The sequence below is a fragment of the Paenibacillus glacialis genome (genome assembly GCF_001637205.1).
Lineage (GTDB): Bacteria > Bacillota > Bacilli > Paenibacillales > Paenibacillaceae > Paenibacillus_AQ > Paenibacillus_AQ glacialis.
In genome coordinates, this window is the sequence record NZ_LVJH01000074.1 from 182140 (window position 1) to 204606 (window position 22467).

Annotated in this window: 18 protein-coding genes; 6 read left to right on the plus strand and 12 right to left on the minus strand. The window is 39.9% G+C overall.

Annotated elements, in window-relative coordinates:
* Positions 1 to 90: 90 nt before the first annotated feature.
* Both PGLA_RS26135 and PGLA_RS26140 read right to left on the minus strand, forming a co-directional pair.
* The gene (locus PGLA_RS26135) at positions 91 to 1707 is read right to left on the minus strand and encodes a response regulator transcription factor (protein ID WP_068538128.1); all 1617 of its coding nucleotides are present in this window, start codon (positions 1705 to 1707) and stop codon (positions 91 to 93) included.
* Complete coding sequence (locus PGLA_RS26140) at positions 1682 to 3463, minus strand: cache domain-containing sensor histidine kinase (RefSeq protein ID WP_068538129.1); 1782 nt, start codon at positions 3461 to 3463, stop codon at positions 1682 to 1684. The genes PGLA_RS26135 and PGLA_RS26140 overlap by 26 nt, the downstream gene beginning before the upstream one ends.
* A 249-nt stretch (positions 3464 to 3712) precedes the next feature.
* Here PGLA_RS26140 and PGLA_RS26145 point away from each other — a divergent pair, with 249 nt between their 5' ends.
* Positions 3713 to 6856, plus strand: a complete 3144-nt coding sequence (locus PGLA_RS26145; RefSeq protein ID WP_068538130.1) for a beta-galactosidase — start codon at positions 3713 to 3715, stop codon at positions 6854 to 6856.
* Between the two features lie 279 nt (positions 6857 to 7135).
* On the opposite strand, the gene sigJ is transcribed toward PGLA_RS26145, so the two are convergent.
* The 3 genes from sigJ to PGLA_RS26160 form a co-directional block, all read right to left on the minus strand.
* Entirely contained in the window at positions 7136 to 7999 is an 864-nt protein-coding gene (gene sigJ, locus PGLA_RS26150) for an RNA polymerase sigma factor SigJ (protein ID WP_068538131.1), read from the minus strand.
* Positions 8000 to 8041: 42 nt separating this feature from the next.
* On the minus strand, positions 8042 to 9235 hold the full coding sequence (locus PGLA_RS26155; protein ID WP_342671713.1) for an NAD(P)/FAD-dependent oxidoreductase: 1194 nt from the start codon (positions 9233 to 9235) through the stop codon (positions 8042 to 8044).
* Between the two features lie 287 nt (positions 9236 to 9522).
* Positions 9523 to 10308, minus strand: a complete 786-nt coding sequence (locus PGLA_RS26160) for an SDR family NAD(P)-dependent oxidoreductase (protein ID WP_068538133.1) — start codon at positions 10306 to 10308, stop codon at positions 9523 to 9525.
* A 239-nt stretch (positions 10309 to 10547) separates the two neighbouring features.
* Here PGLA_RS26160 and PGLA_RS26165 point away from each other — a divergent pair, with 239 nt between their 5' ends.
* Positions 10548 to 11201, plus strand: coding sequence for a TetR/AcrR family transcriptional regulator (locus PGLA_RS26165; RefSeq protein WP_068538134.1), 654 nt, complete (start codon positions 10548 to 10550; stop codon positions 11199 to 11201).
* 112 nt (positions 11202 to 11313) lie between these two features.
* Here PGLA_RS26165 and PGLA_RS26170 read toward each other — a convergent pair whose 3' ends face one another.
* The 4 genes from PGLA_RS26170 to PGLA_RS26190 form a co-directional block, all read right to left on the minus strand.
* Complete coding sequence (locus PGLA_RS26170; protein WP_068538135.1) at positions 11314 to 13104, minus strand: glycoside hydrolase family 3 protein; 1791 nt, start codon at positions 13102 to 13104, stop codon at positions 11314 to 11316.
* A gap of 833 nt (positions 13105 to 13937) precedes the next feature.
* A complete protein-coding gene (locus PGLA_RS26180) occupies positions 13938 to 14201 on the minus strand; it encodes a helix-turn-helix domain-containing protein (RefSeq protein WP_068538137.1) in 264 nt (87 codons plus the stop codon).
* A 15-nt stretch (positions 14202 to 14216) separates the two neighbouring features.
* Positions 14217 to 15209 (minus strand): hypothetical protein, encoded by a 993-nt coding sequence (locus PGLA_RS26185; protein ID WP_068538138.1) that lies wholly within the window; start codon positions 15207 to 15209, stop codon positions 14217 to 14219.
* A 246-nt stretch (positions 15210 to 15455) separates the two neighbouring features.
* Positions 15456 to 15743, minus strand: a complete 288-nt coding sequence (locus PGLA_RS26190) for a hypothetical protein (protein WP_068538139.1) — start codon at positions 15741 to 15743, stop codon at positions 15456 to 15458.
* 311 nt (positions 15744 to 16054) lie between these two features.
* Between PGLA_RS26190 and PGLA_RS26195 the strand changes: the two genes are divergently transcribed.
* From PGLA_RS26195 to PGLA_RS26210, 4 genes are read left to right on the plus strand one after another with little or no spacing between them, the layout of a single operon-like run.
* Entirely contained in the window at positions 16055 to 16438 is a 384-nt protein-coding gene (locus PGLA_RS26195) for a GntR family transcriptional regulator (RefSeq protein ID WP_068538140.1), read from the plus strand.
* A complete protein-coding gene (locus PGLA_RS26200) occupies positions 16435 to 17301 on the plus strand; it encodes an ABC transporter ATP-binding protein (RefSeq protein WP_068538141.1) in 867 nt (288 codons plus the stop codon). The genes PGLA_RS26195 and PGLA_RS26200 overlap by 4 nt, the downstream gene beginning before the upstream one ends.
* Positions 17294 to 17923 carry an ABC-2 transporter permease gene (locus PGLA_RS26205; protein ID WP_068538142.1) on the plus strand — a complete coding sequence of 210 codons (630 nt, stop codon included), beginning with the start codon at positions 17294 to 17296 and terminating at the stop codon, positions 17921 to 17923. The genes PGLA_RS26200 and PGLA_RS26205 overlap by 8 nt, the downstream gene beginning before the upstream one ends.
* A gap of 53 nt (positions 17924 to 17976) precedes the next feature.
* Positions 17977 to 18279, plus strand: a complete 303-nt coding sequence (locus tag PGLA_RS26210; RefSeq protein WP_068538143.1) for a YfzA family protein — start codon at positions 17977 to 17979, stop codon at positions 18277 to 18279.
* Positions 18280 to 18911: 632 nt separating this feature from the next.
* Here the strand turns inward: PGLA_RS26210 and PGLA_RS26215 are convergent.
* From PGLA_RS26215 to PGLA_RS26225, 3 genes are all read right to left on the minus strand, one after another.
* Positions 18912 to 19400: a DUF2199 domain-containing protein gene (locus PGLA_RS26215; protein ID WP_068538144.1), complete on the minus strand. Its 489-nt coding sequence runs from the start codon at positions 19398 to 19400 to the stop codon at positions 18912 to 18914.
* Between the two features lie 133 nt (positions 19401 to 19533).
* Positions 19534 to 20289, minus strand: coding sequence for a hypothetical protein (locus PGLA_RS26220; RefSeq protein WP_068538145.1), 756 nt, complete (start codon positions 20287 to 20289; stop codon positions 19534 to 19536).
* Positions 20290 to 20417: 128 nt separating this feature from the next.
* Entirely contained in the window at positions 20418 to 21020 is a 603-nt protein-coding gene (locus tag PGLA_RS26225) for a hypothetical protein (protein WP_068538146.1), read from the minus strand.
* Positions 21021 to 22467 lie beyond the last annotated feature (1447 nt).

Sequence of the window (22467 nt, forward strand, 5' to 3'; positions counted from 1 at the left end):
AATTGATGATAAGGTGAGTATATAAAAGATAAGGACTTAAAGAAGTAGACATTTCTATGAAAATATCCGTAAATCTATCCTTTTGATTATTTAAGACTGATTTCGGTACTCCTTCGGAGTTAATCCTGTAACCTTTTTAAAAATATGTGTGAAGTATTTGTAGTCATTGTAGCCAACCCGCTCCGCCACTTCATAAATTTTAGCGCTAGCATCCTTCAATAATACTTTGGCCTTCTCTACACGATACTTATTTAACCACTCCGTAAAATGCTGTCCTGTTTCTTCCTTAAAAATTCGACTAAAATAATTCGGTGTCACAAAAACTTGGGCAGAAATGTCCTCCAGCCTTATTTCTTCCGAGTAGTGCTCGTGTATATACTTAATGGCAACGGAAACGATATTTTTATATCGTACATTTTTGTACGCTGCGATCGATTCGATAAATACGGTAAATAAACCGCCTAACCACCGCTTTATATCATCAGTCGTTTCATATTTTTCAATTTCTGCATACGGATTCAAGACCAAACGCTTACTATCGCTCAGGTCTACTCCCATTTGTTCCAAGTGTGCTATCGACAATATGACCCATTTCACACTTATGTTTTTAATGTTCTCGTAGGAAACGTACGATTGCGCAAACTGTTTGAAGCGGTTATCGAGTAATTCATCAATTTTCACTTTATCCATCGTACTCAAGTATTCAAGTAATACCTTCTCGTCGTCCGTTGGTAACATGATTGCACGCTTAGACGACTCCCCTTGAATTTCGGATTCCACTTCCTGATATGCAATGATTTGCCCTTTCCCGCGATAAACTTTACACTGCATGGCATAAACGGCCTGAGCGTAGCTCTCATGAACTTCCTCTAAATCGTTAACATATTGACCTAAACCAATCGTGACGGAAAGTTTCATATATCGGGCAATACAACGTTGCGCTTCGACGCAGCATTCCATTAGACGGTGTTTGTTTTGCATAGTTGCATTTAATAGCACATTTATATTATCGAAATCACTGTGACATGCCGTGCAAAGAAAAACGGATGAGAATATTTCCTCCACAATGTTGTTTATAGAATAATGGATTAATTCTTTTTCCCGATCCGACACATGCTCAGTATTTAATCGGAAATCATCGACATCCACAACCACAGCACAGTACTCTGGACCATGTAGAGGAATATGTAGCTGAGCTGCTTTATCCAATAGGGCATTATTAAGCTTGATCTCCCCTTTTAACAAACGGTTCAACCACTTCCGCTGAATATAAGGGAAATTCTCACGCATCAAAAAATGGTTGTTCTGTTCTTTTTCATTTTGAAGCTTTTCCTGAGTAATATCATTGCCTAATTTGCTGATGAGTTCTGTTAATTCCTCCGCACCTACCGGCTTCATTAAATATTCGGATACACCGATTTTTAAAGCTTGTCTAGCATAATTAAAATCATCATACCCGCTTAAAATAATAATCTTGATATGCGCAAATTGTTCTTTCAATTGTTCCGCGAGTTTCAATCCATCCATATGTGGCATACGAATATCAGTGACAACGATATCAGGCATTAATTGTTCCACTAATTCTAAAGCTTGTGTGCCGTTACGCGCCTCACCAACAATCTCCACATTTAATGCCCACCAATCGATGGAAGTTCGAATTCCTTTACGAATGATGGACTCATCATCTACGATCATCAACTTGATCATTTTTCATTTCCCCCTTAATACACGGTTGAACCACTTTAACGACGGTACCTTCCGGTTGATTCATAAATTCGATACCGTATTGTTTGCCATAATACAATTGAATACGATCATTTATGTTCTTCACGGCGAAACCCTTATTGTTCTCACCATATTGCTCTAACAAACAATGGATCTCCTCCAAGTCAACACCATCGCCTGAATCGGAAATATAGTAAACCAAGAAATCTTGTTCTCGTTTAATTTCCACCCGAATCGTACCCGATTCGCCCTTTTTCTCAATTCCATGCACAATCGCATTTTCTACAAATGGCTGTAGAATTAATTTCACCGTATGACAATTGAGTGTTTCTTCATCAACTGAAATTTGAAAATCAATCATTTCTTCGTAACGTTTTTGTTGAATAACGACATAATTGCGAAGATGCTCAACCTCATCACGAACAGTCGTTATTTCGCGTCCGCTATTTAAGCTAAGACGAAATAATTTAGATAGAGCTTGCACAAGCTCTGATGTCTCAAACGCTTTTTCCATACGGCTCATCCAGTATATTGTATCCAACGTGTTATATAAGAAATGTGGGTTGATTTGCGCTTGGAAGGCCTTTAGCTCAGCTTCCTTCTTATTGAGCTTTGCTGTGTATACTTCTGAGATTAATTCGCGCAAGCGCTCAAGCATTTTATTAAAGCTTAGCCCTAATTGCGTAATTTCATCATTCCCTGATACATTAATGTGGGCTGTGAAATCTTCTACTTTCACTCGGCTCATCAATCGGCTAAGCTTTCGAATCGGAATAATAATATGCCTTGAGAATAAATAGGCCATTCCCGCACATAAGAAAAAAGTAATAATGATCGTAATGATAATAATCCGCGGTATAACTTGATTTTCTTTCAACAACTCGCTTGAAGGTACGAGATGAAGTACATGCCAATCTAGCGCCGTAATCTTGTCGTAGGTTAACAAATATGACGTATGATCTATCGTCAGTTCCAAGTATCCTTGATCATTTTCAAACGCCACCGAACCGCCAATAATATCTGACATCATTTGATTCTCATGTTTCACATCCGTTGATGCGACAATAGAATAATCCTCATTTATGAGATAATAACCGTCAATATCCCCGCTTAGGCGGCTCGCCAATAGCCGATTAACTGCTTCCAGATCCATATTCATTTGGACAACCCCAAGTGGAGTGGAGATATTGTTAATATCTTTAATCTCCCTTTCATAGGAAATGACCATCTTTTTCGTTCCATTACCCAGTATGACTTCGTTTAAATACCACAGTGGCTTCCCCTTACGCTCCAATATCCTAGCTATTTCCCCCGGTAGTAACGAACGTACCTCGCCACGCGCATTTAATCGGTTATCGTTCATCCCTTCGAGTTGAATCGATTGCACGAATGTTTTCATACTCGGTAAATTCGTTAATAACTGTTCGGTTATAGATTTTTGTTCGTTATATACTAGCGGGTCTTCGTCAGTCTTCATTTTCAGGAATTGCCTTACTTCATGTGATTGCATCATAAAAAGCGAGGTGTCGTTGAAATAATCAAACATAAATTCGAGATTTTGTGTTATTTGCGTTACCGTGTTCAAATCCGAAACGCTAACCTTTTGACGAATAATTTCTGACGATTTGACATATGACAAAATGCCGACAACCAAGAGTGGAATAAGTACCAAAATTAATGTGAAAAATAAAATTTTGTACTGCAAACTAATGAATCGCTTTTGACTTTTCCGTATCATAACTGTTACATCCCCCCTTTCCATACCCAAATGTTATCATCCATCATCGATAGGTACATTCTTTCAAAAGAATGAATATAGCATACATTTTCTAATTGAAACAATAAACAAATACTCCAGCCTACCCAGGCTAGTTCCTACTTTCCATAGATAATTGGACATTTACATAGTTTTTTTTATATTCTTATCCATTCAGGCATGATAGTGTTTGATTACTATATGTAGCGTGCTGAAAGGGGACAATCAACTATGAATCACATTGTTGTTTTATATGATCCAACATTTCCTTATCAAGGGGACGAAATCGACAAGCTATCTTTAACAAAGCTCCAGGGTGGAGCAAATGTCGTCAATGTAGATGATCTTGATCAAGCACTTACTACGCTAGAGGGTGGATGCTTTGTTAATTTACATGCGCCCTATTTCCCTAAAAATAGCTGGGATATCATTGTAAGATTTCTAGAGCGTGGCGGTTCATTACTAAGTATCGGAGGAGCTCCGTTTCGTACTCCAGTATACCGCGAGAATGGTCAATGGCTGGCAGAGGTGGAGCAAACCTCCTACCACCAACATTTAAACATTCATGAAGCGATGCCTATTCAACCTGAACCTTTCGATCATTTGATCAGTTCCACAGATAATCCCATCTGTTCGCCTTACATCAACGGGTTAACCATCGAGCCGACATTTAGTTTTGTGCTACATGTAACGAAGGAAACGTCATTACCGCATGAAATGGGTTCTTTAGGCCCGATGAACGCTCATATCCAACCTCTTGTTACTGCCATTTCTAAGGATGGTCGCGAAGTTGGTGCCCCGATTGTTATGATCGAAAATACACGAGGAACGTTTGCTGGAAGTCGCTGGATGTTCGTCAATCAACCTCTCCGAGCATCGTTTTGGAATGCTGAGGGCGCAGAAGCCATTGTGACATGGGCGGAATATTGCTCTCGCGGTGTTACCGAATTGTGGTTAAAACCGAGCTATGCCAGCTATGATCCAGGTGATCGGGCTAAGTTTAAATTCCAATGGCAAACACTTGGGAACAATTCTACTTCCCAGGCAGATACTTCCAACAAGGAATGGACAATGAAGCTTAGCTTCGGTAAAGACGCTGGTGGAGAACCACAGGCCGAATGGACAGAAACATACGTATTGACTAGCTCTCGTGAGCAGCAATCGATCACGATAAACGTTCCAGTAGAATTACAAGCGGGGCAGTATACAATGCGTGCCGATCTGATAGCAAACACCGGCGAACGCAAGACGATGCGCCAAGGTATTTGGTGCTGGGATGAACAAATGCTTCAGACAGGTGAACCATTAACCTGTGATCGTGACTACTTCCACAAAGGTGGTCGTCCGCTACCTCTTGTCGGTATGACTTATATGACTAGCGACGTCGCACGCAACTTCCTATTCCTGCCAAATGTGGCCGTATGGGATCGAGACATGGGAGCGATGAAGAAAGCGGGTATCAACTATATTCGTACCGGTATTTGGACGGGCTATCGCCAAATCATGCTTCTCGATGGCCATCCGTCAGAAGACGTGTTGCGAGCGATTGATGCATTTGTAATGACAGCCAAGAAACATGACTTAGAGCTTACTTTCTGTTTCTTCTCATTCGCACCAGAGATGTGGGAAGGACTCAATCCATATCTCGATCCGCGTAGCCTAGAAGCACAGAAACGTTTTATCGGATCAATCGTCTCACGGCATAGCCAAACTTCAAACGTCCATTGGGATTTGATCAACGAACCGTCTATGTTCGATCCTAAGCAAATTTTCTCTAAAGGTCCGCGCAGTGCTCATGATCCATATGAAAAAGCGGCCTATATTGAATGGTTGAAACAACGCCACGGCTCGATCCGAGAGCTACAAGAACGTTGGGGCATGACGCCAGTCAAACTTCCGAGCTTCGATTCGATCCAAATACCAGAAGACAGTGAGATTAATTCGGACATTCAAGATGTGCACTTAGGTAAAAAAGGAACACGTTGGCTTGATTATTCGCTATTCTCAATGGATATGCTGAACCGTTGGGCGAACGAGTTAAATGAAACAATCCGTTCTTTTGCACCGAATCATCTCATTACGATTGGACAGGACGAAGGACTAAATGCTCAGCGCCCTTCCCCGTTCTTCTATGAGAAATCTATGGATTATACAACAAACCATTCCTGGTGGTTAATGGACCAGCTCGTATGGGACGGAATATTTGCCAAAACACCATACAAACCGAATGTCATCCAGGAAACAGGTATCATGTATGTTGAAACACCCGATGGAATGGCTAAGCGGAGCGAAGAAGAATTACGCAATATTCTTGAGCGAAAATACGCTTATGCTTTCTCCACTGGTGGTGCAGGAGCCGTACAATGGTTGTGGAACACCAATTATTTCATGAACAACGTAAACGAATCGAATATCGGGGCATTGCGTGCAGATGGCACAGAAAAACCTGAAGCGAACGTTTCCTATGATTTCGGTCAATTTATGGGCGAAATCCGCGACTTGTTCGTAGATCGTAAATTAGAAGATACCGTCATGGTTTTCCCTTATTCAAACGATTTATCCAACCGCCGTTTCGCTGTCGAAGCGACAAGTCGTGCGACACGAGTGCTCGCTCATGATATGAATGTACCATTTCGAGCTATGGGCGAATATCAGCTAGATGCACTGAACGATCAACCTGCTAAGCTGATTATTGTACCAAGTCCACATAATTTTAGCGATGTAGCCATGGAACAACTGCTTGATCATGTCGCTAAGCATGAAACAACGCTATTATTTACTGGACCTATGAGTTTAGATGAATATTGGCATAAGACTGATCGGTTTAACGAGGTGATCGGCACCCGCTCACTCGGTAATGTACTACGTGAAGAAATGTTCACGTTGGACGAACTGAATGTACCGCTATCTTATGGTGGTCGTAAAATAGCCAAGCTAGTGAAAGAGGTTGTGCTAGAGGCTGTTGATGGAAACGCGGTGAAACCGAAATCTTCGGTTCAAGAAGTGAAGGTCGGTAAAGGACGTCTTCTCTGGTGCGGATTGCCTGTTGAAATGAATGATCGTACGGATTCCATCGCCGCATTGTACACTCACGCGATTAAACAAGCTGGTGTTTCACCGGAGCTTGTTTGGGAGCAAGGTGGGGAATATTCAGGTGTGTATGGTCGTAAACTTAGCTTCAAAGATGGGGATTTATTTATCTTTGTTTCCGAATTTGGAGCAGATGCCGACATTCGCATTACGAATCCGAGTACGAACCAAACGTATTCGTTCACATTAGAAAGCGAACGTACCGTTATGTTTGTAACAGATTGTAATGGACAGATACAATCCGTATACCGTCCGCTTGAAGTTAACGTCACAATACAGTCTTAAGAATAAGAACAAATAAACGGCTTTCCAGGTATTCATTTCGGTTGATCCTAATATAGGATATCCACCCGAAATGAAGTACTCGGAAAGCCGTTTTTCAAGCCACACTCAAAGTGAGAACCTTAAGCGGTGTCCCCAAATGCTTCCGCACTCCACATGTGTGGTTACTGTTAATTTAATACTACCAATTCTATTCGCAACTCTACTTTTCGCTTTACCACCATGCGCGAAACGCATCTCCATAACGGGTCTAACGGCGAAATCTTTTTCGAATGCTCTTTTTCATTTCAATAAATGCCTCAGCTTATCTGGGTTCCTAACAAAGTATAGGTTGCGAATCGAATTTCTCTCGACATGCATTAGCGCAACAGTTTCGATGCCCTCTCCTGAACGGACAACAAGTCCTGTTTGACCATTTATATCCCTCATTTCGACATGCACGCCTCCTTCGTAATGAGGAGCCTTACGAATTAGACCGAGAAGGAACCGGGCGACGAGATCGCGCGATTCAATAGGATGGACGGCGGCGAACGCTTTACCCCCTCCATCTGAGACCAACACGACATCTTTGGCGAGCATGGATACAATCGTATCCACGTTACCCTGTTCGAGAGCCGCAAGGAATCGACGGACCCACTCTTCGCTCGCTGCTTCGGGATAGACCGGCTCTTCGGGGGTAATCCCCATCTTTCCTCTCGCACGGCTGATCAGCTTGCGGCAATTCGCTTCGCTTTTGCCAACGAGCTCGGCAATATCAGGATATTCAAAGCCGAGCGCCTCACGAAGCACGAACACCGCCCGTTCCGTAAGGGACAGTCTTTCAAGCAACACGAGCATAGCATAAGACAACAGCTCGCCACGAATAACCGATTCAAACGATTCATCATTCGGAGTAAGAATGGGCTCGGGAAGCCATTGTCCAAAATACTGTTCCCGCCGCTTACGCGCCGATTTGAATAAATCCCGACAGCGATTAGTTACCATTTTGCACAGATATGCTTTCGGTTCAGCCAAACGTTCCGGCTTTACGTCATACAACTTCAGGAATACGTCCTGCACAGCATCCTCCGCATCGGAGGCCGATCCGGTCAGTTGGTAGGCAAGCGTAAACAGCAGCCCTTTATACTGAACATATAACTCTTGCATCTTACACTTCCATCCTTATCCTCTAATAATCCTCTGTTTACATTATTTTAACAGACTTGCCGAGTCCCATGTGAATTTTCTCATTCGCCAACCCAGCTTTCCTGTAAAAATAATATCTAAGCCCCATTGACGTGTCCATACCATTCCCTGCCCCGGACCTAAGGCAAAGCAGAAAAAGTCAATAAACCCCTTATGTGAGGGTGCCGGACGCCCTGCAATATCCGCCGACAAAATCTTTCCAAGCCTTGCCGCTTGAGCGGTCGCTTCCTTACACGTCTTCCCGTCCGCCCGTCCGCTAGCAGGGTCTACGATTCGCGCGCAGTCGCCGATACTGTATACACCCTGAGCCCCTTGAACCCGATAACTTGCATCTACGATCACGTATCCTTCCGGGGTGACCGGCAACCCAATGCTTTGCAGCATTGGATTGGGTAACAGCCCCAGCGTCCAGACACATAGGCCGACGGACATCGTTTCGCCGCTAGATAAGGTTAGCGTTCCCTCTTTCTCCTGTAACACCCTGCTCCCATGTAAGATAGTTACGCCGCAAGCGTCAAGTGAACGTTCCAGTTTAAGTCCTACCTTAGCCGGACCTTCCGGGAAAAGCCTCTTGTTCGCGTTAAATAATTTCATCCTCACAGCCCCCGGGTCAAGTCCCAATTGTTTCGCATCTTCATGAATGAAATAAGCCAGTTCGGCAGATGTCTCGATGCCGCTTATGCCTGCTCCCGCAACGGCAATGGTCATTAATCTCTGACGCTCTTTCGCGTTTGTTTCCTTAACGGCCTTCTTTATATTTGCGCGCCACGCCTCTCGGATCTTCCACGCAGCGTCCAAACTCGCCAATGCCATCCCCCCCTGATCAGGGTCGGGTTGCCGCACGACGCTGCCGACCGCCAAAACGAGGATGTCATATTTCATCGAATTCTCATTTCCTTCGGCATCCTGATAAATCAGCCTTCTTTCCCCTGATTCGATTTTCGTTACGGTAGCCTGAACGAATTCAACCCCCTCGGGAAACAACCTTGTCAGAGGTACAGTAATATCTTCGTCTCCGACCGCGGGCTTAAAAAGCAATACTTTGCGAAAGTGATAGGGGTTCTTGTCGATTAAAATGAGTCGAAGTGTTCGTTTGCTTGCTTCACCCTTAAATATTTTTCGAATCGCTTTAACTGCATTAATGCCCGCATATCCTCCGCCAATGACGATGCATGTCAATTCTTTCAATGCAACCACTCCTTATTCTTTTTCCATATAAAACGAGATAAGGGATCGTTTTGTGACAACAACGATATGTCGACGACTGCCGATTATTTGTGCTTGAAAAATTCTGCTTCCGCCAAAGACTCTTTCCAAGTCTAGAAGTTGAAAGAAGCGGAAGCTAACACCAAAAAATTTAGCCGTCACTTGTGGCACGGTTCACCGCTTTGTAGCTTGAGCAATACTGTCACATCTCATCAATTCATTCAGAACCATCAATATTAAGCACTCCACATGACTGGAGTGCGGAACATTACGATATATTAGTGACGTGTGCGTAGCATTCGTCCGACAATATAAAGCATTTGTTTTCTTGTGATGAAACGAGACATTTGAGCAGAGATATAGTTCTTAAACCCTGGGATGACAAATACCTTTTTAGCTTGAAGTGAGCGAAGAGCAACATGAACCACATTTTCTGGTGTATCCCGTTTCCCTACAGATGCTTCATCTGCCCCCACAACATTGAAAAATTCTGTTTCCGTTGACCCAGGGCATAACGCAAGAAATTGTACTCCATGTTTTCGATTTTCCTCCCATAGTGCCTGTGTAAATGATAATACGAAGGCTTTAGTAGCACCATATACGGCCATATTAGGAAGAGGTTGAAATCCTGCTGTTGAAGCTACGTTCATGATCACCCCACTTTTCCTTTTCAACATTTCTGGTAAAAATAAATGGGTAAGATCTACAACCGCCAATACATTAAGCATCACTTCTTCATGCTCCCTTAGGCCAGATAGTTGTTCAAATCGTCCATAAGTAGCGAATCCTGCATTATTAATTAGAAAATCAACACTCAGCCCACGTTCCTCACATTGTTGATAGACCTTGATTGGGGATCCTTCTTGAGATAAGTCTGAAACAATCACTTCCGTTTGAATACCGTGCTCTTTTTGTAGTCTCTCTGCTAAAGCATTCAGTTTGACTTCCGAACGAGCGACTAGAATCAAGTGTCTTCCTTTTGCTGCCAATTCATGCGCAAACGCTTCACCAATGCCCGATGAAGCACCTGTAATCAACGTCCATTTAATTTGTGTTGGTATCATTTTTTCATCTCTCCTAAATTTACACTTTTCGAAACACTGTTTCATTATGAATCACTATATCTAAAACGGGGTTATTTTGTCAAATAGTGCTTGATAGAGCAACAAGGCCATTGCTTTATTAATTTCATGTACATGTGTAATCCTTTTTATGTTCGCAATTTACCATTCAAAACAGTAAAATAAGCTTTAGAGAAGAAGGGTATTTTTGAAAAACTAATGTTCTAAGGGTGTGAAATTACATGCATAATTCGTCCAAAATGCCTTCCATAGATGCTCGTACAGTTACAACCTACCCAAAGGCCAAACTTCAGCATACCGAAATGTTGAAACTTAACATTATAGAAGCTGCTGCATCGATTATGCAGGAACACGGTCCTGAAGCCGTAACCATTCGCAGGGTCGCTGAAAAGATGGAATGTCCAACAAAAATGATTTATAACTTGTTTGGGAGTAAGGAAGGTTTGGCTAAACGACTTTTCCTAGAAGGATGCAAATTGTTATCTGCTGCCTTTCAATCAGTTCCAGAACAAGCAGATCTTGCACTATATCTTCGCGATCTTGGACAAGCTTATTGGGATTTCTCACGAAATTATACCAGTTACTATATGGTGATGTTTGGTGGAGCCTTTAGCGAATTCAAACCAGAAGAAGAAAGTTTACAGGCTATTGTAACAGCTTTACAACAAGTGATCATCATTATTACAAAAGCCATTGAGCAAGGACTTATTTCCGAGAAGGACCCCATACTTGTTGTTAACCTTGTCTGGGCCTCGCTGCACGGTACAATTCACCTGCATTTAGGAGGACACATTCAACATGAAGCAACAGCTAAAATGTTGTATGATAAATCTTTATCGAATTTAATTCATACATTCTTTCGGAGTGATAACTAAATCAGTAAAAAAATATAAGCCGCTATCTTGGAATACTCCATTGATGGCGGCTTATTTATACCACTTATGTTACAGGCGCGGTTAATGCCTAGTATTCACCTGATTTCACCCTTTAAGGATAACTTAGACCAAAATTTCTCGGATAATTCGTATTTATGGTTACTGGTAATTTCCCCTTAGGATTTGAACCAAATATGACCTTAACAGCTGCTTCCCAGGATACCGGAATGGGTGTTATCCAATACCAATTATCCAATGCATAAGCTGATATATAAGCCTTAACATCAGGATATCCCAAAAGGTCGCCAGGGCTACCGAGAGAGACAGCAACCACAGGCTTCCCAGTTGCAATTAGTCCGTTCACCATATCAATTTGCCCTTGAGGTATTGCCTGATCTGACTTCGTAAATACAAGAATCCGATCAGCGTTCTTAGCCAGCTCAACCGCTCTTTCAATAGCCGACGCCGAAGCATTCAATGCTTCACCTGATGCTTCAGCTACTTGAAAAGAAATGACTTCTCCCTTACTTACTTTCCTTACGATCTCCGCAATTTCCTCTGCATAAGCCATACTAACGACAAGAGTTGTTTTACTTACTTCAGGATCAAATGGTAGAATATTCTCATTCTTTACTAGTGTTATGGAATCCATTGCAATTCGCTCAGATTGTTCCCAATGTTCTTTGCTCCCTACGACTTGTGTTGCATTATCAATGTCTACGAATCGATGATCAAACATGTTCAATTTCAATTTATAAGTAAGAATCCGTTCCACGGATTCATCTATTCGACTTCTCTCTAACTTGCCAGTCTGCAGTGCTTCATAAAGGGAATCTAACGTATCATATTGGTCGGATTCTGAACCATTTGCCATAACGATGTCTGCTCCAGCATTCACAGCCATAACTGCAGCTTCACCCGCTCCCCAATTGTTTGATATCGCTTGCATGACCATCGCATCCGTGACTATGATCCCTTTAAAACCCATATCATCTCTCAATAGTCCTGTGAGAACTTTTTTCGAAAGGGTTGCAGGCAATTCAGGATCAATCGCATCAATAATAATATGTGATGTCATAATCGATTCAATGCCTTCGTCGATCACCGCCTGAAATGGTGGAAGATGAACCGTTCGCAATACCTCTTCGCTGTACGATACTTTGGATAGTGCCGAATGGGTATCGAATCCTGTATCCCCATGCCCTGGAAAATGCTTGGCGCTGGATATAATCCCTTCGCTTTGATAACCCTTCACTTCTGCTATAGCCATATCGCTAACTAACTTCGTATTCTCACCAAAAGATCGAACACCAATGACCGGATTCTGAAGGTTGGAGTTAACATCCACCACAGGAGAGAAGCTCCACTGGTAACCCATCGCTTTGGCCTCAACAGCCGTCACCCGTGCAGTTTGTTCGGCGTACTCGATGTTTTGTGTGGCCCCAATCGCCATCTGTCTTGGCAAGATTGTCGCTTCTCCTGGAACTCTCTGAGCAGCCCCATATTCCAGATCACCAGAAATAAATATAGGGATACCTAATCTAGATTCTGATGCTAATTGTTGTAATTGATTATTAAGTCTAGCATTCTCGGCAGCAGTATCCATTCGTCTGTTTAAGAGAGCACTGCCCACATCATATTCCTTGATCATCTTCCTTGAAAACGAATCTGCTTGATCTGTAGGTGTATACATCACCAATTGACCTATCTTTTCTTTGTCATTCATTTGAGCTACAAGTTCTTTAGCCTTATCCTCATTGGACATTTCATTCCCGAGATTTTCAGTAATCGATGCACTTAGTTCCTTACTCTTTTCTTGGACATTAATCCGATTTATTGCGTACGTAGTAGCTGTTGCGATTACTAATATGGATGCGATTAAAATAACAAGTTTCTTTTTCATCGTTACACCCCTCTTCTCAATCATATGGGCTGCTGAAATAATCTCCCCATTAATTAAGTGAAATTCACTTTAATTAACATCTTTGGGATAGTGTAACACTCCTAAATTATTGAAAACAATATCACAAATTAATGATTCTTTATAAATATCCATGTTTTAAAAAAATAATATGGTTGATTCAACCCTCCTTTAGAAGTTCAAGGATAGCATCCAACAATTTCTGTTAACAAGGACTAAACGACGGAGATAGCCACTAATAAATTCACCTAAAACCAGAAAACCACGTCCTCTGGACGTGGTTGAATTATTTGTTTTGGCGAAAGCCTAGGGGGTTTAACCATTGCCTCATCGCTGCCCTCGATATCTCTGTCGATTCCAATATGCAGAATTTATGCTCAATATCCTTGCTTCTTTTGTTCATAATAATCACTCAAATCACTCAATTGTTGAGCAATTTGTATTGCTTCCATCCGTGAATTTGCAGGTGCAGAAATAACAAGATCCCTATCTGATTTATTATCACGATCAAGGGGTTCAAAAAAAACAAATTGTTAATTCATCAAAATTATCAATCATGATTGAACCAACAAATTTGGGATCCAAAAAAAATCTTTTGTATAATTTTCCTTTGACAGAAATATTGATATTTTCTAAATAAGTTTCATCATTCACTCGAAATTGGACAGCAGCATACTCTTTATCTATTGTTCGGGGAATTCCCGGACCTCCCCCTAACCTCATAAATTCTAGTGAAGAAATGTTGACATGTATGTTAAGGAACAAGCAGAGGATTCTGGGATAGGCTTCTTTGAAAACAGAAATGCAATTGGTGCTCATGTATCCATGTTCAGAGCTTCTTTAATTTGTGGAATAGATAATCCGTCTGCTTTCATTTTTTTAATCAGCAGAATCCGCGTGACGGTTTCTTCTCTATTATATCTGCGTGTCAGATTCTCTTCCGCCTGTTCGAAAGGTAGCATACCCTCTTCTGTGTAAAATTTCAGTGTACTATAGCGAGAATCCGTAAGCCGCACTAATTCCCCTATGGATACGAACTCAGAACTCAATATAGATTCCATGGAACGTTGTCTTGACATTATTGACCAACTCCTTTAAAGAGGGCGTTTCGGCATCAGACGCACGCCTTGAATTGGCACCTTCATCATAACGTAATGCGGCATCGCATCGTAAACCAAATTATCTATTTTAATTGTCGAAAATGATCCTTTTTCTATCACTTTAACCTCATGACCATAGGACTCTAACCGCGTAATTACATCGTTCAGTCTTTGATTGGGATTGGAAAACCAAGCCTCCGTTTCAATAAAGACTGCTTTCGAGCGCTCAAGCATGGGAAAAAAGAAATTTATAGTGCTACCGATAGATGTCTTCACAAACCTTGTCTTCAAATGAAGAAATTGTTTAATTCCTAACTCGATTCCGTGATGGATCTGGATTGGAAACAATGCTTTTGCCAGTAAAGCACTTTGATACAATTCATTCATTCTAGCATTCACCTTTTCTAACTCGCTCCGTGAGAAGAAATCATGCATACATCCGCTTTCACGAAGAAGCCAAAGCATACAAATGATCTCATCAGTTACAAAGCCATCTTCCAAAATTTCTGCTCGAATATTCTCTGAAACCCTTGTATATGCATCAATATTACTACGATAATCTTTCATTTCAACGCCTGCGGAATCATAATATAGGTCGCACCCCAAAAGACCAGGGATTTCTTCAAGCAAACTCAGTTCCTTTAGAGAATCTGACATCGCGTGCTCAAACTTTTTTAATTTTTTGTTAGAAAGATTGGAAGCCCTCTTCAACCACCATCTCAGATCGCCCTGTGCCCCATCTTTTTTGTGAATCAAGGATTGGATAACTGCTTCTCGATAGAGCGTTGGATGAGATGCATCACGTATATCTTTATGCAAAGTTAATTTATCCTCAGCTTCTGTAAAACCACTGTCTAAGTAGACTTCTAAAATAACTGCTGCTGCCATGGAACGGAGCGCCACTTTCTTCACCGTAGTCATATGAATACTACTCTGTCCATTTAACGCCATCATCGAAAAACTTTGTGCCAATTTTAGATCTGTCATAACAATCCACCCCTATTCATGATTTTTATTCATGCTGGCTGATGTTTACTTATGTAAGGAATCATTTGAATTTTACTTACTACTTACTACTTACTACTTAATATATATCGTATTTGTATTAATTTGTCAATCAATTGCAGCTAACGTTAACATCAAAAAAACTGTCCTTTTTTATAGCTGTTACAGCTATAAAAAAGGACAGTTATCTTTAAATAATTGTTGTCGTATCCACAATCGATACGCTTTTTATTTACGTTCATACTCCTTGTTTGCTGTTTCCAACATGGATTTCCAATCAGCAAATTTTGTCTCCCGATTAACATGTCGATCAAAAAATTCATCAGGCAGATTATTGATATCTTCTTCTGAATTCACTTGAAAATTCCCTTTGATTAAAAACTCCTCGAAACTCTTGTAACTCGAATACTTACTCATGAACGTTTCATTAAATAAATCTTCTAAAGAAATCTGATTTGGATCTTCTTGATTCGTTTTCTGACCTTGTAAATCGATCATCAAATCTTCTAGTGACATTGGTTTTTGTCTTCTCAAATGACCACTCCTAATTTTAAAATGTTGTTTCAACCTATCTTGTGTATCCAAACAACCATATCGATACAATCATCTTAACATCATATCATCTTTTCACTTTGAGTGGTGATAAACTCTCTCCACATATCATGAGTCAAATGACGACAATCCAAACAAAAAAACGTCATCTCTGCCGTTTGAATTTAATGTATTGGTGGAATCGCAATAAATTATAATATTGACGCAAAATATAATAATGTATATATTATATATACACGGTAGATACTCTAATCACAGAAACGAAGTGACTGAACATGAAAATTATAATATCCAACGCATCAAGCGATCCAATTTACGTTCAAATTTTGAACCAGATTAGACAGAGCATCTTGAGTGGGGAACTGCATGCAGGCGAAATACTTCCTTCCATTAGGCAGCTTTCCAAAGATTTGCAAGTTAGTGTAATTACAACTAAGCGTGTCTATGAAGAGTTGGAGAAAGAGAAGTTAATCGACTCTGTTGTAGGGAAGGGTTGTTTCGTATCAGGGGCAAATAAAGACTTTATTCGAGAGCAGCGCATGAAACTATTAGAAGAGAAAATGATAGAAATCATTCGAGAAAGTAAGGATTTAAGCATGAGTCAACAAGATTTAATCGATCATATAACACTATTATTCGAGGAGGAACAAACCCCATGAATGCAATTGAATTACGTAATCTAACGAAAACATACCCTCAATTTACTGTCGACAATGTATCTTTGGATGTAAAAAAAGGCTACATTACCGGACTCATTGGTCCAAACGGCGTTGGTAAAAGCACCTTGATCAAGATGATGCTCGGCATGATTCGTCCTGACTCCGGGAGCATCAAAATACTAGGCCGCGATATGCCTAAAGATGAAGTTGACATTAAACAGGATATTGGCATTGTGTCGGATGACTGCTTTTATTATGAGCATCTTACGATTCGTGACTCGAAGAAGATGATCGCACCTTTCTACAAAAAGTGGAACGAAAAGAAGTTTAACCGCTATCTTGAACAATTCGAGTTATCCCCCAACAAGAAAATTCAAGATTTATCCAAGGGGATGAAAGTTAAGTTTTCCCTTGCAGTTGCCTTATCGCAGGAGGCTCAGCTTTTAATCATGGATGAGCCTACCTCTGGACTTGACCCCGTGTTTAGAAGGGAAATACTTGATCTGCTTGCGGATATAATGCAGGACGAGAGCAACTCAATTCTCTTCTCGACCCATATTACAACAGATTTAGATCAAATTGCTGACTACATTGCTTTCATCAATCGCGGAAAACTCGTATTCAATGAAGTGAAAGATGAAGTGCTCGAGAGATTCGCTATCGTAAAAGGCGACTCACAATTGCTCGATTCAGATATTCGAAAAAAATTTGTCGGGATTCGAGAAACAGCTGTTGGTTTTGAGGGAATGGTAGATAATAGGCAGGAGGCAGAACTGCTGTTTGGCAATTATGTTGTTTTTGACAAACCATCCTTAGAAGAAATCATGTATTTCACCGCCAAGGGAGGACGCATTCATGCTTAACTTGCTTCGTAAAGACTTCATCGCCTTAAAAAGTTCACTATGGCTGGGTATTCTATTTCTGGCTGTATTCAGTGCCTTTTTTATACCAAAACTTTCGACGTCTATTCACCTTGTGGGTATCTATACAGCATTTGCCTTACTTAATCACGGTACGATGATAGATATCAAAAATAATAACCATAATTTTCTTCTCACGTTGCCCATAAAACGCAAACATATCGTTCAAGCCAAATACATAACTGCCATCATCTATACCCTTTTCGGAGTCCTTGCTTCATATGGGATACACTGGCTCGTTAAAAAACTAGCAATCTTAGACCTTAATATGCCAGACTATTCGGTCCTGGACATTCTGGTTCCAGCAGGCATAGTGCTTGTTCTAACATCCATCTATTTGCCCCTTTTTTACACACTTAGTAAAAAGGGAACCTCTATTATCAATGTTGTATTCTTTTTATGCCTAATTGCTCTGGCGAATCCTACAGCACTTTTTATGAATATGATTAACGAGAAAGGCTTCAGTAGTGACCAAACGTTATTTCTTATCCTGACCGGTATCATATTGTTATTCATTGCTTCCTACTACTTAACTATAAATCTATTTACAAGAAAGGACTTATAGGAAAGTCGCACAGATATATAATCAAGTGATGAAATATAAGGAGAACTGGTCAAATGAACAATACACCAAAAAAGGATCGTCCTATTCTAAAAAGAGTATGGATGTTTCCCCTTGGACTATTTCTTGTTTTGCAATTATTCTTTATCGTCTGTGAAGTTCTTTCGTGGGCACCAAACTTACAAGATGGAGAAATATTTACCCGGATATATGGCCGCATATCTAATTCGAAGCTGTTTACGGAATGGTTCGTCCCTTATAAAACCACACAATTCAACATATTCACAGCAATTTTTTCTATTACCTTACTTCCCACAGCATTTATAGTTGCAATAAAAGACTTCTATTCTAGGAAATGAATCCATCTGCACGTACTATTTAGTGATACTATGTAAAGAAAGTGCGACGGTTTTTGCTTATCATAAAATTCATGACAGACCTAAACAAGCTCAAGCATATGATTGCTTGAGCTTTAATAATATTTTAATGCATCTGATAATAAGGCTTGGGATTGCGATTAGGTTTCGGTAACCTATGATGACATGTTTTTCATCCTCTACAAGAGAGTATTTCTGAGGGATATCCAATAAAATCCAAGATAGCCTTCCTAATGGGCTCCACCAAACAATAAAAAAACCCCTTCGGATGAAGTGGTTTGAATTTAAGATATTGGTGGAGCCTAGGGGACCCTCCCCCTCCTGACCTCATCACTGCCAGTGATAGAGACAAGTTAGGGCGTGATGGGATGATGTATGAAGAATCCTTATTAAGTAAGGATTTGTTCCTACTGTCGTGTGATCTATTCTGTTCATTTATGACGCTTGGTGACGCTTTTCGTCCCCAATCCGTCCCCATGAAATAGTATTATGTTTCCGTACTCCACATGTGTTGAGACGGTGATAGGAATATATTTGGTCCTGAGTAATGTATGTGAGATTCCACAGCGGGAACACAATGTTATAAGATGTCGGCTGCTTTCAAACTCTCATAATTACTGACTATGATTTATTAAATGAGCAATCTCTTTTACTCTCTCCATCGTAATTCCTTCTCTTTTTTCAACTGCAAGTGGATGATCAGTCTGTTCTAGTTCTATTAACGGAACAGCGCCAACTTCTTGCGTATGCACCATTGTTTTCAACGACAGTGTAGTTATTGGATATATTGAAAGTTCCGTCGACAACCATCCAAAATATGGTTGGTTATTTTCTCTTCCTTGTACGTGCAATAATTCATTGGATTTCAAAAAATTTTCTTCACTAAGTGAAACCCAAACACTCCATATAAATTTCTCTAAACTATCAATTATCGGTATTTCAATATGTCCTCTAATAAAAAAATACTGTTCATCAATTACGCAAAAATCTCTAATTAATTCTGTTCTTTTCTCTTCTGACACCGTATAAAAATAGTATGGCGCTTCAATTCCATAACATAAAGGAACTTCACTTAATTCGTTATTACATTGAGGGCATTTCATGGTTCCTCTCCTCCTTTAAACCATCAATTTCCTTCGACCCACCTATTTGTCTAATGATTCCTAAATTGGATAATATTCTCTTTGGATTAAATTCTCTTTCCTCCTTATAGATTTCATAAACGGGATCGGCAACTTACAAATTCCCTTCAATCGCAATTTCATCCACATGCTCTAGCGTTGCTATCACCCACCGACTAACATAATCTATAAATTCAGCGCTAGATGGGTTATGGATTGCAAGTTGCGTCCAATGCTCCAGGATCATTTTCCATTCCGGCTTACTAATAAAATTCATGCCAGTGTCATCAAAATTCTGACAACCTGTCCCCTTACGCGGATATACCACCTTGATTCCTTCATATAAAAGATGAAAATCCTCACGATATATCCATAAGCCAGCACCCAAATTCTCACGCCAACGTCCCTGCTCATCTTCTGCATAAGGAAGCATAGCATAGCCGATTTTTCCATCAGCGCGATGATGAAATTGCCGTACTTCGATGAATTTTCCTGTTTGATCTATATGAAGTGTTACGGTGGGATACTCCATATGTTCTTTCATTTGCAAGACTATTTTCTCGAATTGCTTTTTTCTGGTATTATCCTCCAAACGATTAAAAAAGCTGCATTTCAATAGAAAATGCCCACTCCATCTCGCTTGCTCCGCCCATTCAAAAAGAAACAATTCTTTAGTCGTTCGATCCGGTCTACCTGTATTTATCCACTCAAAAAAAGCTGTTTCCTCTTGTACAGCTGTTATAGAAAAGCCCGTTTCAACAAGAAAGAAGTGAGTTGTGCCAAAATAATCAATCAAAAATGACTTGATCCGTAGCTTTTGTTCGTGAAGTGTCAAATAAGATGTGCAAGCAATTTTAATGTCATAACGCAATAATAGAACTCCCTTCTGATTGTGGTAGAGGGATGACCTTTCATTTATATAGAGGGAACAGGAACAGTGGGACTTATATCGTGTAAAAAAAGACACGGAGGAACAAATCCGTGCCTTTCATAAACACATTACTTGCTTCCCCAAAATTCATCAAGCATTTTCGTGGTTTCTTCTGGTGACCGAAGTTGGACAGAATTTCCTTTTTCATTTATCGTAAAATGTCCTTTGAAAGCATCTGGCATTGCATTGTATTGTTTTTCTTCTTGTGCATATGCCTGAATAAAACAAGCGTATCCAAATCTATTTACTAAATACGGTAACCCAAAAGCAGAACGAATCAACTCATATTCTTGATAGTTATATGGTGTATTTTCAGGACGCTTCATCAGAATTTCTATGAACTTAGACATCAGTTTCTCTACTTCTTTTTCAGTGGCATAATTCGCGTATCCTCGGATTGCAGTCAATCTCATATCTAAATAGCGTTCTTTTTTAAAGGCTTTGAAGAAAAAATCCTTTAAATCAATATCTTCACAAAACACAAGTGACATCATTATTGTGTTACGAATGTACAAATTTTTTGCTAAAGAATATAGTTCAGTTAAAAATTCAACATCTGTACTTGACAACGTTATGGTCTTGCATTTTTCCAGCAACTGTTGAAAATCAGTTTTATTTTCAAATCCCTTTTTTTGAGACATTTTCTTGAGCTCTTCAATTATGTCTGGCATTTGATGTATTCCTCCATAATATAATTGTTATACGTAATCATTATATAGCATTTCCAAAGAACAAGATTTGGAGCGTGGTAGGCATGCAAGTACAACATCCGTTCGTTATTGAAAGTGATGCTCCCATCAGCGGATTGGAGTGATCTATAATTTCGTATTCTAACTTCTTTTAACCGAATTCCCATAAATTCAATTCCCTCCCAAAATAATTCTATTAATACCGAAATATAACTTCAAACAAAGCCTTCAATTCCAATAAGTTCTGAATAAAATGTCCGCCAAATTAATTTAGCGGACATGAACACTCACTATATTCTATACTTTATGTCTACCAATGTCATTCCACATTTTGGATTAAATAATTATCTTTGATTCACGAAAGAACACAAGAAACTAAAAAGGTATCTTGTGTTCTTTGAAGCAATTTCTCTAAAGTCATTTTTCTCCGGCATCATATATACTTACCCCAATAAGGCTGCTGCTGTTCCACTGGCACTTCCAACAATAGGATCTATCACTCTTTATTGGAATACATCTCGTTCCCCCTATCTCCTATCCCATCCAACTCTATTTCGAGATGGGAGTAATACATGTGAATATAACTCAATCAATTATTATGAAAAAATGGATTATAAAATCTTTATTTATTAGTCAGTGTGAACGACAATTAGTAGGTGATTTATCAAGTGAACAGACCATAGTAGAAAACAAAAGTACAGACTGCTGCAGGAAGTTCTTTAGAGCAAATATTCAAACAAAAGCTATTAGATAATAGCCTATTCCTTCATGCCCCAGAAGAACACTTTGATGATGGAGAGTGATACCCAATGTTAAATACCACTGACAAGAGAAATTTAAAGTGGTTTTTAGATAGACCATCACAAAAACGTGACGAATATAAATTTTGGTGGGAACCCAGTTACAAGTCTCCCGATATAGATTGCGGAGGCATTAACGTCGAATTTGAAACATGTAAACCGGATTTAGTTTTAGCTACTATTCAGGACTAGTGTCTTCTATCGGCTCGAAAAATAGATGCTCTAAACAGAGTCTAACTTAATTGGATACGTCTGATTAAATTACTCATTGGTTATAATAATATCTAATAATAATTAGGAGGAATCTATCAATGACTTACGAGGATATATATAATCTACACTTTCAGCTTCTCAAAATATATGAGGAAAATGAAAAGGTTCCAACTCCCTATCAAACCGAAATAGATCACTTTAAACGACAGCTAAATCTTTTTAGTGAGGATATAGTTCAACGGATTTTTGTTCTAAATCAAATAATAAAAATTTACGAGAAGAGTAGGCAAACAAAAATCAAATGGTGCTCTGATAAATACTTTTAAAATATAAACTCTAACAAAGGAATTGATATTATTAATTGGGACACCGTAAATCGAAGATAGATATTGAATTATTCTTTCCGTCACATAATC